A 14,241-nucleotide genomic window follows, 5' to 3' on the forward strand; every position below is an offset into this window, starting at 1 on the left:
GCACTTAGGAGCACCCGCCATGAAAATGACCACCGAGGAAGCCTTTGTAAAAACCCTGCAAATGCACGGCATTCAGCATGCATTTGGGATTATCGGGTCGGCCATGATGCCGATTTCCGACATCTTCCCCAAGGCAGGCATCACCTTCTGGGACTGCGCCCATGAGGGCTCTGGCGGCATGATGGCAGACGGCTACACCCGCGCCACCGGCAAAATGTCGATGATGATCGCCCAGAACGGCCCCGGCATCACCAACTTTGTCACCGCCGTCAAAACCGCCTACTGGAACCATACGCCGCTGCTGTTGGTGACGCCGCAGGCCGCCAACAAGACCATCGGTCAGGGTGGGTTTCAGGAAATGGAACAGATGCGCATGTTTGCCGACTGCGTCTGCTACCAGGAAGAAGTGCGCGACCCCAGCCGGGTGGCCGAGGTCCTCAGCCGCGTCATCATGCAGGCCAAGCGCTGCTCGGCGCCCGCTCAGCTGAACATTCCGCGCGACATGTTCACCCAGATTGTCGACATCGAGCTGCCGCAGATTGTTGCGTTTGAACGCCCCGGTGGCGGTGAGGCCTCGCTGCAGGAAGCCGCTGATCTGCTGTCAGCTGCCAAATTCCCTGTCATTCTGAACGGTGCTGGTGTGGTTCTGGCCGGTGGCATTGAGGCCTCCAAAGAGCTGGCAGAGCGCCTTGGCGCCCCGGTCTGCGTGGGCTACCAGCACAACGACGCCTTTCCCGGCTCGCACCCGCTGTTCGCAGGCCCTCTGGGCTATAATGGCTCCAAAGCCGGAATGGAGCTGATCGCCAAGGCAGATGTTGTGTTGGCCCTGGGCTCGCGCCTGAACCCGTTTTCCACCCTGCCCGGCTATGGCATCGACTATTGGCCCACGGATGCCAAAATCATCCAGGTCGACATCAACCCGGACCGCATTGGCCTGACCAAGAAAGTCACCGTTGGCATCGTTGGCGACGCAAAAAAAGTTGCCACCTCGCTGCTGGAAAAACTGTCGGCCTCTGCCGGTGACGAAGGCCGCGACGACCGTATGGCGGTGATCTCCACTGCGAAATCGACCTGGGCGCAGCAGCTGTCGTCCATGGACCACGAGGACGACGATCCCGGCACCACCTGGAACGCGCGCGCCCGTGGCGACAAGCCCGACTGGATGAGCCCCCGCATGGCCTGGCGTGCCATTCAGTCCGCGCTGCCAAAAGACGCCATCATCTCGTCTGACATTGGCAACAACTGCGCCATCGGCAACGCCTATCCGTCGTTTGATGACAGCCGCAAATATCTGGCCCCCGGCTTGTTTGGCCCCTGTGGCTATGGCCTGCCGGCAGTTGTTGGCGCCAAGATCGGCTGCCCCGATGTGCCGGTTGTTGGCTTCTCTGGCGACGGTGCCTTTGGCATCGCTGTGACTGAGCTGACCGCAATTGGCCGCGAAGAGTGGCCCGCCGTCACTCAGGTGGTGTTCCGCAACTACCAGTGGGGCGCGGAAAAGCGGAACTCGACCCTGTGGTTTGACGACAACTTTGTTGGCACCGAACTGGACCAGCAGGTCTCATATGCCGGCATCGCCAATGCCTGCGGCCTGAAAGGCGTGGTCGCCCGCACCATGGAAGAGCTGACAGCTGCCCTGTCTCAGGCCGTTGAGGACCAGAAGAACGGCATCACCACCCTGATCGAAGCGATGATCAACCAGGAATTGGGCGAGCCTTTCCGCCGGGACGCGATGAAGAAGCCGGTTGAAGTGGCCGGAATTGACGCCGCCGACATGCGCGAACAGCAGGTCTGATCGCAATGGATCTGCCCTTTGATCTGACATCAGGCCAAGGGGCATATCTGGCCGCCGCGCTCTGTGCGGCGGCCTATATTCGCGGCTACTCTGGTTTTGGGTTTTCCGCGGTTTTTATCATTCTGGCAGCGCTCACCACCAATCCGCTGCCGCTGATCCCGGTTATTTTCTCCTGCGAAATCGCCATGACCCTGTTTCAGGCCCGGGGCATCCGTCCGCATGTGGACTGGTCCCGCGTCTGGCCGCTGCTGGCAGGTGCCGCCATCGCCACGGTGCCCTCAATCACTGTGATGGCGCGGCTGGGCGAAGATCAGGCCCGGCTGGCGATATCGGCGGTCATTCTGCTTCTCAGCCCTATTCTGCTGAGCGGCTGGCAGCTGCGCCGCCCCATTGGCCTCAAGGGCAATTTCTCGACTGGGTTTCTGTCCGGCATGGTCAATAGCGCCGGTGTGGGCGGACTGCCTGCTGCGGCCTTTTTGACAGCGCAACCAATGGCGCCTGCGGTGTTTCGCGCCACCATGATTGTCTTTCTCACCGGCATTGATCTGATGGCCCTGCCGGTGATGCATGCCAATAATCTGACCGGCTCTGACACAGTCATGGGGGTGGCGCTGGCCTTTCCCATCCTGGGTTTAGGCGTCTGGGCCGGAGGGCTGCGGTTTTCATCGGCGTCACAGGCGCAGTTTCGCCGGGCCATCGTGGTCCTGCTGACGCTGTTTTCTGTTCTCAACATCCTGAAGGTGGCCCTATGAGCAATCCTGCCAACATCCTCGTACTGAATACCGGGTCGTCTTCTGTGAAATTCGCAGTCTTTGACGCCCATCTGCAAGAGCGGCTGAGCGGTGTGGCCGAGGGCATCGGCGGCAGCGGTCACCTCCGAATCGGCACGGTGACTGAGCCACTGGAGCTGCCTGACCACAGCCAGGCCCTGTCTGCGGTGCTGCACCGGCTCACGGGCGAAGACGCCGGTCCGGACAACCTGCGCGCGGTGGCGCATCGCGTGGTCCATGGCGGCATTGAACTTACCACGCCACGCGCATCACCCTCGATGTGCGCGCAAAGATCGAAACCTGCGTGCCGCTGGCCCCCCTGCACAACCCGCATGCGCTTTCGGCCATTGATGCCCTCGACCGCCTTGCGCCGGACCTTGCGCAATACGCCAGTTTCGACACCGCCTTTCACGCCACCATGCCCGAGGTCGCCAGCCGGTATGCCCTGCCGCCCGAGGCCGAGGCGCTGGGGTTGCGCCGCTATGGCTTTCACGGGTTGTCCTATGCCGCGATGTGTCGCCGCCTGCCCGAGATCTCTGCCCAGCCCCTGCCCGCGCGGCTGCTGGCCTTCCACCTCGGCAACGGCGCGTCCATCTGCGCCATCAAGAACGGCGAGTCCGTGGCGACGACCATGGGCTATTCGCCGCTTGAGGGGCTGACCATGGGCACCCGTGTCGGCACTCTGGATCCCAATGCCACACTCAGGCTTGTGGAAGAAATCGGCCTGAGTGAGACCAAGGCGCTGCTGAACAACAAATCCGGCCTCGCAGGCCTGTCTGGCGGCCTGTCCGACATGCGTGCGCTGGAAGAGGCCGGTACAGCTGCGGCGCAATTTGCGATCGACCATTTCTGCTACTGGGCCATTCGCCACGGGCACAGCCTGCTCGGCGCCATGGGCGGCTGCGACGCCATCGCCTTTACCGGCGGCATTGGTGAGAACGCACGCAACATTCGCGCCCGCATCCTCGAAGGTTTTGCCTGGCTCGGCTGCGCTGTCGACCCCGATCGCAACGCCGCCAATCCCGCCTGCCTGACCCGTCCGGGAAGTTCACCGATGGCCTGGATCGTTCCGGCAGAAGAGGAGCGCCAGATCGCCATGAATACCCGTGCCCTGCTCACAGACTGTCCATGAAGGGACCATGAGGGGCAAAACGAATACTCTGCTCTTTTCAAAATATCGGAACATACCTACCATTTTTGGCAAGAAAATCAAAAAATCGTCTTCCCCAGCGGGGCGCGCGAAAAACAGTACACAAATTCCACAGCTGCGCTTTTGCAGTTCCTTTTGAAAGCCCTGCCTTGACTGACACGATCCTGCCCGCCCGTTTAAAGCTGACTGCTGAGACGCTGCGTGCCCACATGAAGGACTTGTTTCCCGGCATCGCGGTTGCGGTGATTGTCGCCGTGACCGCGCAGTTTCTGGCCGAGCACTACGCAACCCCCGCCATGCTGCTTGCACTCCTGCTGGGCATCGCCGTCAGTTTCCTGGGCGAAGAAGGCAAAACGGTTCCCGGCATTGCCTTTTCGGCGCGCGCTCTGCTGCGGCTGGGGATTGCCTTTCTTGGGGTGCGGGTCTCGATGGGGCTGATGATGGGGCTGGGCTGGGAGCTGATTGGTCTGGGCGTCGCAGGTGTCATTGCCACCATTGGCTTTGGCCTGCTGGTGGCGCGCTTTTTTGGCCACAAATGGCGGTTTGCGTTGCTGACTGCCGGTTCTGTGGCGATCTGTGGCGCCTCGGCGGCGATGGCCCTCAGCGCCATTCTGCCGCGCGATGAGCGCTCTGAAGAGCGGCTAATTTTCACCGTAATGGGCGTGACCGTGCTGTCGACCATTGCCATGATCGCCTATCCCGTTCTGATGAATTTCCTTGAGCTGAACTCTAATCAGGCCGGCGTTTTCCTCGGCGGCACCATCCATGATGTGGCGCAGGTGGTGGGGGCGGGCTTCTCAATCTCCGAACAAACCGGAGACACTGCCACACTGGTAAAACTGATCCGGGTGGCCATGCTGGCGCCGATCGTGCTGGTGGCGTCCTTGCTGATCCGCTCTTTTGCCAGTTTGCCAGGCGACGGTGCCCGCCCGCCGCTGCTGCCGGGCTTTGTCGTCGCGTTTCTGGCGCTTGCGGTACTCAACTCCGCAGGGCTGATCCCAGCGGCAATCACTGATTTCCTCAGCCAGACCTCGCGCTGGCTGTTGCTGACGGCCATTGCCGCTGTTGGCATGAAGACCAATCTGAAACAGGTTCTGGCCGTTGGAGGCGCGGCCATTGCTCTGATCATCGTAGAAACACTGTTCATTGCCGGGTTTATTCTGGCCGGAATCATGGTCCTGACCTGATCCGACAAGAGCAGACAACCAACAGGTTTAGGGAGGCCAGATGACGTTCCAGCAACCCCGGGTGGAGACATCCCCAAAGGTGTCAGACGAGATCCGTCAGACCACCTGCTACATGTGCGCATGCCGCTGTGGCATCAATGTGCATATGAAAACCAATGAAGACGGCAAGAAAGAGGTCGCCTATATCGAAGGCAACCGCGATCACCCCGTCAACAAGGGCGTGCTCTGCGCCAAGGGCTCGGCCGGCATCATGCAGGTCAACGCGCCCTCGCGTCTGAAGGCGCCGCTAAAACGGGTTGGCCCACGTGGCTCGGGCGAGTTTGAGGAAATCTCCTGGGACGAAGCGCTGGATATTGCGGCGGGCTGGCTGGAGCCGATCCGCAAGGATGATCCGTCCAAACTGGCGTTTTTCACCGGGCGGGATTAGTCGCAGTCTTTCACCGGCTTCTGGGCGCAGAACTTTGGCACCTGCAACTATGCAGCACATGGCGGCTTTTGCTCGGTCAATATGGCCACGGCTGGTATCTACACCATAGGCGGTGCCTTTTGGGAGTTTGGCCAGCCCGACTGGGACCACACAAAGCTGTTCATGCTGTTTGGCGTCGCCGAAGACCACGACAGCAACCCGATCAAGATGGGTCTGGGCAAGATCAAGGCACGCGGCGCGCGGGTGATTGGCGTCAACCCGATCCGCTCGGGCTATAACGCCATCGCAGATGACTGGGTGGGCATCACGCCGGGCACCGACGGGCTGTTCATTCTGGCGCTGGTGCATGAGCTGATGAAGGTCGGCAAGATCGACCTCGACTACCTCAGCCGCTACACCAATGCGCCGGTGCTGGTGAACCAGGATCCCAACTCGGCCGATAAGGGCCTGCTTTTGCGCGACGACCACGGAACACCACTGGTGATCAACCGCAACACCGGCAAACTCGCGCCTTTCGACATGAAGGGCGTGCGGCCTGATCTGGGCGGCAGCTTTAAGATGGGCGACATCACCCATGTCTCGGTGTTCCAGCTGATGGCCCAGCGCTACCTGCGCGATGAATACGCCCCCGAGGCCGTGGCCGAGCGCTGCGGCATCCCGGCCGCCCGCATCCGCGCCATCGCCGCCGAGCTGGCTCGCGTTGCCTTTGACGAGGCCTTTGAGCTGGACCAGGAGTGGACGGATTTTCGCGGTGAGAAACACGACAAAATGATTGGCCGCCCGGTCGCGATGCACGCCATGCGCGGTGTCTCGGCCCATGCCAATGGTTTTCAGACCTGCCGGGCGCTGCATGTGTTGCAGATCATCCTTGGCACGGTTGAGGCCCCCGGTGGCTTTCGCTTTAAACCGCCATATCCCAAGCCGGTTGAGGCGCACCCTGCGCCGCATTGCCGGGTGACGCCAAACAAGCCGCTGGACGGACCACATCTGGGCTTTGTGCATGGGCCTGAGCATCTGGCGCTCAAGACAGACGGCAGCCCGGCGCGGATCGACAAGGCCTTTACCTGGGAGAACCCGATGTCCAGCCACGGGCTGATGCATATGGTGATCTCCAATGCCCATGCGGGCGATCCCTATAAGATCGACACGCTGTTCATGTATATGGCCAATATGTCGTGGAACTCGTCGATGAACACTGGCGGTGTGATCGAAATGCTGACCGACAAGGGCGAGGACGGTGAATACAAGATCCCCCGGATCATCTATTCCGATGCCTATTCATCGGAAATGGTGGCCTATGCCGACCTGATCCTGCCCGACACCACCTATCTGGAACGTCACGACTGTATCTCGATGCTGGACCGCCCGATCTGTGAAGCAGACGGTGCCGCCGATGCGATCCGCTGGCCGGTGATAGAGCCCGACCGGGATGTGCGCGGCTTTCAGACCGTGCTGGTGCAGCTGGCCAACAAGATGAAGCTGCCTGGGTTCACGGCTGAAGATGGCAGCGCCAAATGGCAGGACTATGCCGACTATATCGTCAATCATGAACGCAAGCCCGGCATCGGCCCGCTGGCAGGCTTTCGCGGCCCCAAGGGCGACAAATCCGGTCGCGGGGAGCCGAACCCAGAGCAGCTGGAGAAATACATCGAGAACGGCGGCTTCTTTGTTGAACATATCCCGAGTGAGGCCAGCTATTTCAAACCCTGGAACATGGCCTATCAGGACTGGGCGGTGGGCATGGGGCTGTATGACAGCCCACAGCCCTATCTGTTCCAGCTCTATGTGGAGCCGATGCGCAAATTCCAGCTCGCCGCCGAAGGCCACGGTGAGCGTCAGCCGCCAGAGCATCTGCGCGACCGCATCAAGCAAACCATGGATCCGCTGCCGATCTGGTATGAGACCGACCAGCAGGGCAACGAGGGCTTTACTGTCAACGCGCTGACCCAGCGGCCCATGGCGATGTACCACTCCTGGGGCACACAAAACGCCTGGCTGCGTCAGCTGCATGGCCGCAACCCGCTGTATCTGCCGACCAAGCTGATGCGGCAGCACAAACTGACGGATGGCGACTGGGCCCGGGTCTCCTCGCCCCATGGTGAGATCACCGTGCCAGTGATGGAGATGGCGGCGCTGAACGACAATACCGTCTGGACCCGGAACGCCATTGGCAAACGCAAAGGCACCTGGGCGTTGGAAAACGACGCGCCTGAGGCCACCAAGGGTTTCTTGCTCAACCACCTGATACATGAACTGTTGCCCCCCAAGGGCGACGGGCTGAGGTGGGCCAATTCCGACCCGATCACCGGTCAGGCCGCCTGGTTTGATCTGAAGGTGAAAATCGAGAAGGCTGGTGCTCCGGCGGATTTCACCGAGAGCCAGCCCGTGTTTGATCCCATCACATCCCCGGTCGGCAGCGGCCCAAAAGATCTGACCTGGAAGGTAGGCAAATGACAGAGCTCCCCACCAGCACCAGCCGCAAGATGGGTCTGGTCATTGACCTGGACACCTGCGTTGGCTGCCATGCCTGCGTGATTTCCTGCAAAGGCTGGAACACCGAAAACTATGGCGCGCCGCTGTCAGATCAGGATGCCTATGGCGCTGACCCCTCGGGCACCTTTCTGAACCGGGTGCATAGTTTCGAGGTGCAGCCAGCCGCCACGCCCGACAGGCCTGCGCCCGCAGCGCAGCTGATCCATTTCCCGAAATCCTGCCTGCACTGCGAAGACGCCCCCTGCGTCACCGTCTGCCCCACGGGCGCCAGCTACAAGCGGGTCGAAGACGGCATTGTTCTGGTCAACGAAAGCGACTGCATTGGCTGCGGGCTTTGCGCCTGGTCCTGCCCCTACGGGGCCCGCGAACTGGATCTGGCTGAGGGGGTGATGAAGAAATGCACCCTCTGTGTTGACCGGATCTATAACGAGAACCTCCCCGAGGTGGACCGGGTGCCCACCTGCGTGCGCACCTGCCCCTCGGGCGCGCGCCACTTTGGCGATCTAGGCGATGAAAACAGTGCGGTCAGCCAGCTGGTGGCCGAGCGCGGCGGCATGGATCTGATGCCTGAAATAGGCACCAAGCCGGTGAATAAATACCTGCCACCACGTCCAAAGGATACGCTGGACGCGCAGATCGACATCCTGGCGCCGCTGCTGGCGCCGGTGACAGAAGAGCCGGGCGGCTTTTTGGGCTGGCTCGACAAGGCACTGGACAAACTGCCGGGCCAATCCTCAGGCCAAACCTCAGGAGGGACGCGCTGATGCATCCGGCCCCATCTGTTATTCTCTTCACCACCCTCTCGGGCCTTGGCTTTGGGCTGCTCACCTTTCTGGGGCTGGGATACCCTGGCGTCACCGGCTGGGTCGCCTTTGTGTTTTATGCCATTGCCTATGCACTGGCGGTTGGTGGCCTGCTGGCCTCTACCTTTCACCTTGGCCACCCTGAACGCGCGCTCAAGGCCTTTAGTCAGTGGAAGACAAGCTGGCTCAGCCGCGAAGGGCTCTGTGCTGTGGCCGCGCTGCTGGTGATGGGGCTCTATGCCATTGGCGCTATCTTCATCGACAGCCATTGGCGTCTTTTGGGCCTGCTTGGCGCTGCGCTCAGCCTTGGCACTGTTTTCACCACCTCGATGATCTATTGCCAGCTGAAAACTATTCCGCGCTGGAACATGCCGCTGACGCCGGTGATGTTCCTGAGCTTTTCCATTGCCGGCGGCGCGCTGCTGGCCGGACAAGAGAGCCTGGCGATCTGGCTTTTGCTCCTCGCGGGAGTGGTGCAGCTCGGGTACTGGGTGCAGGGCGACAAGGCCTTTGCTGCCTCGGGCACCACCATGGCCACCGCGACAGGGCTGGGCGAAACCGGGGCAACGGTGCGGGCCTTTGAGCCGCCCCATACGGGCAGCAACTACCTGCTGCGCGAATTTGTTCATGTGGTTGGGCGCAGACATGCACAAAAGCTGCGGGCAATCGCCCTCGGTTTTGGATTTGTCCTGCCCGTAGTACTGCTGGTGCTGCCGGTGGACTCAAGCCTGGTCAAACACCTGATGGCTGCCTTCGCCGTTTTGGCGCATATGGCAGGCATCGCGGTGTCTCGCTGGCTGTTCTTTGCGCAGGCCGAACATGTTGTGGGCCTGTATTACGGCAAACGCTGATCTGTGATTTCGGCAGGGGAAAGGGGCCAGCCCCTCTGCGCCTTTGCGCATTCACCCCGAGGTATTTCAGGCAAGATGAAGCTCAGACAAGATGTAGCCCGGGGTCATCGCAAAGACCTGAACAGACCTTAAGCCGGAGACGACAAAGGCCCTGCAGATTTTGCAGGGCCTTTTGAAATCTCTGACCTGTCAGGGGCCTGCGCTGTTACAACAGGCCTGCATGCGCCATGGCGGCGTCAATTGCGGCCTTGGTGCTGTCTTCGAGACCCGTGAGCGGTGAACGGACCTCGTTGCTGCACAGCCCCAGTTTGCTCAGACCATATTTGGCGCCTACCAGGCCTGGCTCGATAAAGATCGCTTCGTGCAAGGGCATCAGTTTATCCTGATACTCCAGCGCCTTGGCATAGTCGCCCGCAAGCGTTGCAGCCTGGAACTCTGCGCAGAGCCGCGGCGCCACATTGGCCGTCACCGAAATGCAGCCAATGCCGCCATGGGCATTAAAGCCGAGTGCCGTGGCATCCTCACCAGACAGTTGGACGAAATCGGCGCCACAAGAGGCGCGCTGCTGGCTGACACGGGCGATATCGCCGGTGGCATCCTTGACGCCGATGATGCGGGGCAGCTTGGCCAGCTCACCCATGGTGGCCGGTGTCATATCGACGACAGAGCGGCCCGGGATGTTATAGATGATGATCGGCACATCGGCGCAGTCATGCGCTGCGGTGAAATGCGCAATCAGGCCGCGCTGAGTCGGTCTATTGTAATAGGGCGTCACCACCAGCGCGGCATCAGCGCCAACCTTCTGGGCGAACTCGACAAAACGAATCGTCTCGACCGTGTTGTTAGAGCCAGCACCGGCAATCACCGGCACACGGCCTGCGGCGGCCTTGACCACCTCGGCGATAACGGCCTCGTGTTCGTCATGGCTGAGGGTGGGGCTTTCACCGGTGGTGCCAACCGGCACCAGGGCGGTTGAGCCTTCGGCAATGTGCCACTCGACCAAGCGTTTAAGCGCATCCAGATCCAACGCGCCGTTTGAAAACGGGGTGACGAGGGCTGGCATAGAGCCTTTAAACATGGGTGCGCTCCCTTAGTGTTGGGTCTTGGCAGGCGGAGGCCCGCCATCAGTGTGGACATGACTGGAAATTGAGTTGATACCAGCCATTCTCGGATTATCGTCAATGGCTCTATCCCCGGTTCCACTATAAAAGCAAGACATGACACGCATTCTGCTCCTGATATCGCTGATCCTGACCCTTGGCGCGGCCGCAAAAGCCGAAGCCGGCACCCTGACGCGTGCCCTTGAGCTGGTGCGCGCCAAGCAATGGACTGAGGCTTTGGCCGAGGCAGGCCCCCTGGCCACGGTGTCGCATGACATTGTTGAATGGCACCGGTTGCGGGCCAAAGAAGGCAGCGCTGCGGATGTAGAGGCGTTTTTGGCCCGGCGCCCGGACTGGCCCGGTCTGCCCTATCTGCGCCGCCGCAACGAAGAGCAGATCATCGAGAAATCCCACAAACGGGTGCTGGCCTTCTTTGCGCAGCAGCCACCACAAACACCCGAAGGTGCTGCCAGCCTGGCGCGCGCCTACCTGCATCGCGGCGACCAAAAAGCCGCAACGGGCGAACTCATCCGGGCCTGGCGCAGCATGCCCATGAGCGAAGAGACACAGACCGCCTATCTGGAAGAGCACGGCAAACTGCTCAAACCGCACCACGCGCAGCGCCTCGACCAACTGCTCTGGGATCGCCATGATGTGAGCGCGCACCGCATGTTGCCGCTTGTGGCGGACGGCACGCGGGCGCTGGCAGAGGCCCGCATCGCGCTGCAGAAAAAGTCAAAGGGCGTCGACACCCTGATCGAGGCCATTCCTGCAGCCCTGCAGGATGACCCCGGCCTTGCCTATGATCGCTTTGTCTGGCGGGACCAAACGGGTCGGCAAGACGCCGCCATTGCCCTGATGATGGATCGCAGCACCAGCGCCAAGGCGCTGGGACAGCCAGAGAAATGGCTGCGCCGCCGCCGGGATCTGGCGCGGCAGCTGATGCGGGATGGCAAACATGAACGTGCCTACCAGCTGGCGGCGCATCACTTTGCCCATACCAAGGCCGGCTATGGCTATTCCGACTGCGAATGGCTGGCAGGCTATATCGCCCTGCGCAAACTCAACGATCCAGAGCTGGCGGCCTATCACTTTGAACGCTTCCTTGCCTCGGTAGAGACACCGATTTCAGTCGGGCGTGGCGGCTATTGGCTGGGGCGCGCCTATGCCGCGCTTGGCGTCGTGGACAAGGCGCATGAGGCCTATGCCAAAGGCGCACAGTATCAGACGTCCTTCTACGGGCTTCTGGCGGCAGAAGCATTGGGGCGGGGGTTTCACCCTGACCTTGCCACACCGCCATCGCTGCCGCCCTGGCGCAGTGCGGCTTTCCTCAACTCTTCGGTCAATGAGGCCGGGTTATTGCTGCTTCAGGCAGGCGACCTGACACTGGCAGAGCGCTTTTTCACCCATCAGGTCGAAAGCCTGCCCGCCCTGCAGGCGCAGCAGCTGGGCCAGATGGCAGTAGAGCTGGGTGAGCCGCATCGGGCCGTGATGATTGCCAAACGCGCCGCACAGGCGGGCACCGAACTGGCCGACGCCTACTCCCCGCTACCCCCCGTCGCAGAGCAGAACCTGCCGATGGCCCCCGAGATGACCCTGGCCATTGCCCGGCGCGAAAGCGAATTCGACCCGGTCGTGATCAGTCATGCAGGCGCCCGCGGGCTGATGCAGCTGATGCCCGGCCCGGCAAAACTGGTCGCCGGCCAGCTGGATATCCTCGCCAAACATGACACCTCCCGCCTGACGGCAGAATGGGACTACAATGCCACGCTCGGCAGTCAGTATCTGGCGGGACTGGCAGCAGAGTTTCAGGGCAATGTGGTGCTGATGGCTGCGGGCTATAACGCCGGCCCCCGGCGCCCGATTGCCTGGATGCAGCGCTATGGTGATCCGCGCGATGGCACGCCAAACATTGTCGACTGGATTGAACACATCCCGTTTAACGAGACCCGCAACTACGTGATGCGGGTCACCGAAAGCCTGCCGGTCTACCGCGCGCGTCTGGGCAAGACGGCGCTGCCAGTGCCGTTTACAAAGGAGCTGTCAGGCGCGAGCCTTGCGGCTTTCGCGCCAAAGGGTGAATAGGCCGGCGCCGATGATGATAGCCGCGCCGGTGGCCACGTTGAGGCGGATAATTTCGCCAAACACCGCAACCCCCAGCATGGCTGCCCAGATCAGGTGGAAATAGGCAAAGGGCTGCACAGCACTGGCCTCGGCGACCTCGTAACATTTGATCAGCAGCCAGTGGCCGGTGACCCCAGAGACGCAAAGCAGCCCCATCCAGATCCAGTCACTCTGCAGCATGGGTTCCCAAAACCAGACCCCTACCATGGTCATTAATACCATGCCGGCAATACCGGTCCAGAAAAAGCTGGTGGCCGTGGTGTCCAGGCGCGCCGCATAGCGCGACAGCAGGCCATAAACCGCAAACATCAGCGCCGAGATGAGCGGGATCACCGCCAGCGGATTAAACACGCCAAAACCCGGCTGCAGGATGACCAGCACGCCAATCAGGCCAACCGCAATGGCTGACCAGCGCCGCCAGCCAACGCTCTCGCCCAGCAATGGGCCGCTGAGGGCTGCCACCAGCAGCGGATAGCAGATAAACACCGCCTGGCTTTCAACCAGACCCAGCACGGTAAAGCCATAGACGGCGACGCAGATCTCACCCACCAGCAAGACGCCGCGAAAGATCTGCAGGCCCAGCTGGCTGCTGCGCGCGGTTGCCCGGATACCGCCGGGGGCACGCATCGCCAGAAACACTACAAAGGCAGCAAAGAACCAGTAGCGCACCATCACCACCATGTAGGTGTTATAGGTACCTGCGAGGTGACGCGAGATACCATCCTGCAGCGCAAAGACAACGGTGGCCCCAATCATCAGCAAAATGCCAAAGGGCACATTGTTGCTCTGGGGGTCTGGGCTGCTTTTGCTATCAGAACTGGCCGGTGTCTTGCTCATGCCAAAATCGCCTTTGTCATATGTCGTTTGCGGCCAAATCCCGCAATACGGCTCACGCTAAACCCGGCCACCTCCAGCCCTCTGCGCACAAAACCTGCTGCCGTATAGGTGGCCGCACTCCCGCCAGGCGCCGTATGATCTGCCACCGCCTGCAACAGATCTTCCTGCCACAGCTCTGGGTTTTTGGCCGGTGAGAACCCGTCCAGAAACCAGGCATCGGCTGCCTCTGTCCACTTTGGCAGCGACACGCGGGCGTCGCCAATGATCACATTGAGCTGCAGCGTGCCAAGATCGCAGCAGCCTCCGCCTTGCCAGCTGTCCAGAAACCGCGCCGCCCAGGGGGCAACATCCGGAAAGGCCTCAAGCGCCTTTGCCATATCTGCAGGCGCCATCGGGTAGGCCTCAAAACTGGTGAACTGCAGCGCGCCGGTCTGGCCGCTCTCCTCCCAGGCCCGCCAGGCCGCCAACATATTGAGGCCGGTGCCAAATCCCAGCTCGGCCACATGAAAACCGGGGGCAAACCGCGCGGGCAGCTCATTGCCGCCCAGAAACACATGCTCGGTTTCAGCCAGGCCATCGTGAATCGAGAAATAGGGGTCATCAAATTGGTCCGAGACCGGAATGCGATCTTCGCGCCAGCTCAGGCGAGCCTGCTGGTCTGCCATGCAATTATCCCTTAGATGATGGAGGGAACTCTGGTCCCTGAG

At 61.3% G+C, this 14,241-nt stretch carries 10 protein-coding genes and 2 pseudogenes; 9 read left to right on the forward strand and 3 right to left on the reverse strand.

The annotated features are described in order from the left end of the window. The first annotated feature begins 19 nt into the window (after positions 1–19). From xsc to B4968_RS14285, 8 genes and pseudogenes are all read left to right on the forward strand, one after another. A complete protein-coding gene (gene xsc / locus B4968_RS14255; RefSeq protein ID WP_083100027.1) occupies positions 20–1,792 on the forward strand; it encodes a sulfoacetaldehyde acetyltransferase in 1,773 nt (590 codons plus the stop codon). A gap of 5 nt (positions 1,793–1,797) precedes the next feature. Then, entirely contained in the window at positions 1,798–2,544 is a 747-nt protein-coding gene (locus B4968_RS14260) for a TSUP family transporter (protein WP_083100030.1), read from the forward strand. Continuing rightward, a pseudogene (locus B4968_RS25795) lies at positions 2,541–2,759 on the forward strand (acetate/propionate family kinase); the annotation flags it as partial. The gene B4968_RS14260 and the pseudogene B4968_RS25795, both read left to right, overlap by 4 nt. An 83-nt stretch (positions 2,760–2,842) precedes the next feature. Beyond that, a complete protein-coding gene (locus B4968_RS14265) occupies positions 2,843–3,694 on the forward strand; it encodes an acetate/propionate family kinase (RefSeq protein ID WP_338153276.1) in 852 nt (283 codons plus the stop codon). A 227-nt stretch (positions 3,695–3,921) separates the two neighbouring features. Further along, a complete protein-coding gene (locus tag B4968_RS14270) occupies positions 3,922–4,899 on the forward strand; it encodes a YeiH family protein (RefSeq protein ID WP_083100079.1) in 978 nt (325 codons plus the stop codon). Between the two features lie 40 nt (positions 4,900–4,939). Beyond that, a pseudogene (locus B4968_RS14275) lies at positions 4,940–7,780 on the forward strand (molybdopterin oxidoreductase family protein). Continuing rightward, the gene (locus B4968_RS14280) at positions 7,777–8,583 is read left to right on the forward strand and encodes a 4Fe-4S dicluster domain-containing protein (protein ID WP_083100032.1); all 807 of its coding nucleotides are present in this window, start codon (positions 7,777–7,779) and stop codon (positions 8,581–8,583) included. The pseudogene B4968_RS14275 and the gene B4968_RS14280 overlap by 4 nt, the downstream one beginning before the upstream one ends. Continuing rightward, entirely contained in the window at positions 8,583–9,473 is an 891-nt protein-coding gene (locus tag B4968_RS14285; RefSeq protein ID WP_083100035.1) for a dimethyl sulfoxide reductase anchor subunit family protein, read from the forward strand. Before B4968_RS14280 ends, B4968_RS14285 begins: the two co-directional genes overlap by 1 nt. A 205-nt stretch (positions 9,474–9,678) precedes the next feature. Here B4968_RS14285 and dapA read toward each other — a convergent pair whose 3' ends face one another. Then, positions 9,679–10,551: a 4-hydroxy-tetrahydrodipicolinate synthase gene (gene dapA / locus B4968_RS14290; RefSeq protein ID WP_083100037.1), complete on the reverse strand. Its 873-nt coding sequence runs from the start codon at positions 10,549–10,551 to the stop codon at positions 9,679–9,681. A 139-nt stretch (positions 10,552–10,690) separates the two neighbouring features. Here dapA and B4968_RS14295 point away from each other — a divergent pair, with 139 nt between their 5' ends. Next, on the forward strand, positions 10,691–12,658 hold the full coding sequence (locus B4968_RS14295) for a lytic transglycosylase domain-containing protein (RefSeq protein WP_083100039.1): 1,968 nt from the start codon (positions 10,691–10,693) through the stop codon (positions 12,656–12,658). Here B4968_RS14295 and B4968_RS14300 read toward each other — a convergent pair. Both B4968_RS14300 and mnmC2 read right to left on the reverse strand, forming a co-directional pair. After that, a complete protein-coding gene (locus tag B4968_RS14300) occupies positions 12,617–13,534 on the reverse strand; it encodes a DMT family transporter (RefSeq protein ID WP_083100042.1) in 918 nt (305 codons plus the stop codon). The genes B4968_RS14295 and B4968_RS14300 overlap by 42 nt on opposite strands. Next, positions 13,531–14,199 (reverse strand): tRNA (5-methylaminomethyl-2-thiouridine)(34)-methyltransferase MnmC2, encoded by a 669-nt coding sequence (gene mnmC2 / locus B4968_RS14305; RefSeq protein ID WP_083100045.1) that lies wholly within the window; start codon positions 14,197–14,199, stop codon positions 13,531–13,533. The genes B4968_RS14300 and mnmC2 overlap by 4 nt, the downstream gene beginning before the upstream one ends. Positions 14,200–14,241: the final 42 nt, after the last annotated feature.

It is taken from the genome of Pseudophaeobacter leonis, assembly GCF_002087335.1.
Taxonomy (GTDB): Bacteria; Pseudomonadota; Alphaproteobacteria; order Rhodobacterales; family Rhodobacteraceae; genus Pseudophaeobacter; species Pseudophaeobacter leonis.

Excerpts from the sequence above, each read along its gene's own strand:
- xsc (WP_083100027.1), top strand. The coding sequence starts at position 20 with ATGAAAATGACCACCGAGGAAGCCTTTGTAAAAACCCTGCAAATGCAC.
- B4968_RS14260 (WP_083100030.1), top strand. The coding sequence starts at position 1,798 with ATGGATCTGCCCTTTGATCTGACATCAGGCCAAGGGGCATATCTGGCC.
- B4968_RS14270 (WP_083100079.1), top strand. The coding sequence starts at position 3,922 with ATGAAGGACTTGTTTCCCGGCATCGCGGTTGCGGTGATTGTCGCCGTG.
- B4968_RS14280 (WP_083100032.1), top strand. The coding sequence starts at position 7,777 with ATGACAGAGCTCCCCACCAGCACCAGCCGCAAGATGGGTCTGGTCATT.
- B4968_RS14285 (WP_083100035.1), top strand. The coding sequence starts at position 8,583 with ATGCATCCGGCCCCATCTGTTATTCTCTTCACCACCCTCTCGGGCCTT.
- dapA (WP_083100037.1), bottom strand. The coding sequence starts at position 10,551 with ATGTTTAAAGGCTCTATGCCAGCCCTCGTCACCCCGTTTTCAAACGGC.
- B4968_RS14295 (WP_083100039.1), top strand. The coding sequence starts at position 10,691 with ATGACACGCATTCTGCTCCTGATATCGCTGATCCTGACCCTTGGCGCG.
- B4968_RS14300 (WP_083100042.1), bottom strand. The coding sequence starts at position 13,534 with ATGAGCAAGACACCGGCCAGTTCTGATAGCAAAAGCAGCCCAGACCCC.
- mnmC2 (WP_083100045.1), bottom strand. The coding sequence starts at position 14,199 with ATGGCAGACCAGCAGGCTCGCCTGAGCTGGCGCGAAGATCGCATTCCG.